At 67.1% G+C, this 213-nt stretch carries 1 protein-coding gene; it reads left to right on the top strand.

All coding sequences use genetic code 11. The annotated features are described in order from the left end of the window. A partial coding sequence (locus EXE45_RS19340) for a DEAD/DEAH box helicase (RefSeq protein ID WP_342765833.1) occupies nt 1-213 on the top strand: 213 nt, incomplete at both ends.

Here is a 213-nt window from a genome sequence, read left to right as displayed (position 1 = left end):
GACCGCGCGCTGAAGGGGAACGGGAAGCTGCTCTTCTTGGTCCCGCTCGTCGCCCTCGCCAACCAGAAGCACGAGGACTTCGAGGACCGCTACGGCGACGTACTCGACGTCTCCATCCGCGTCGGCTCCTCGCGGGTGAACGACGACGGCAACCGCTTCGACCCGAACGCCGACGTGATCGTCGGCACCTACGAGGGGATCGACCACGCGCTC

The sequence above is a fragment of the Halorubrum sp. SP9 genome, assembly GCF_005435015.1.
Taxonomy (GTDB): Archaea; Halobacteriota; Halobacteria; order Halobacteriales; family Haloferacaceae; genus Halorubrum; species Halorubrum sodomense.
This window is presented reverse-complemented; position numbering and strand designations above follow the sequence as displayed.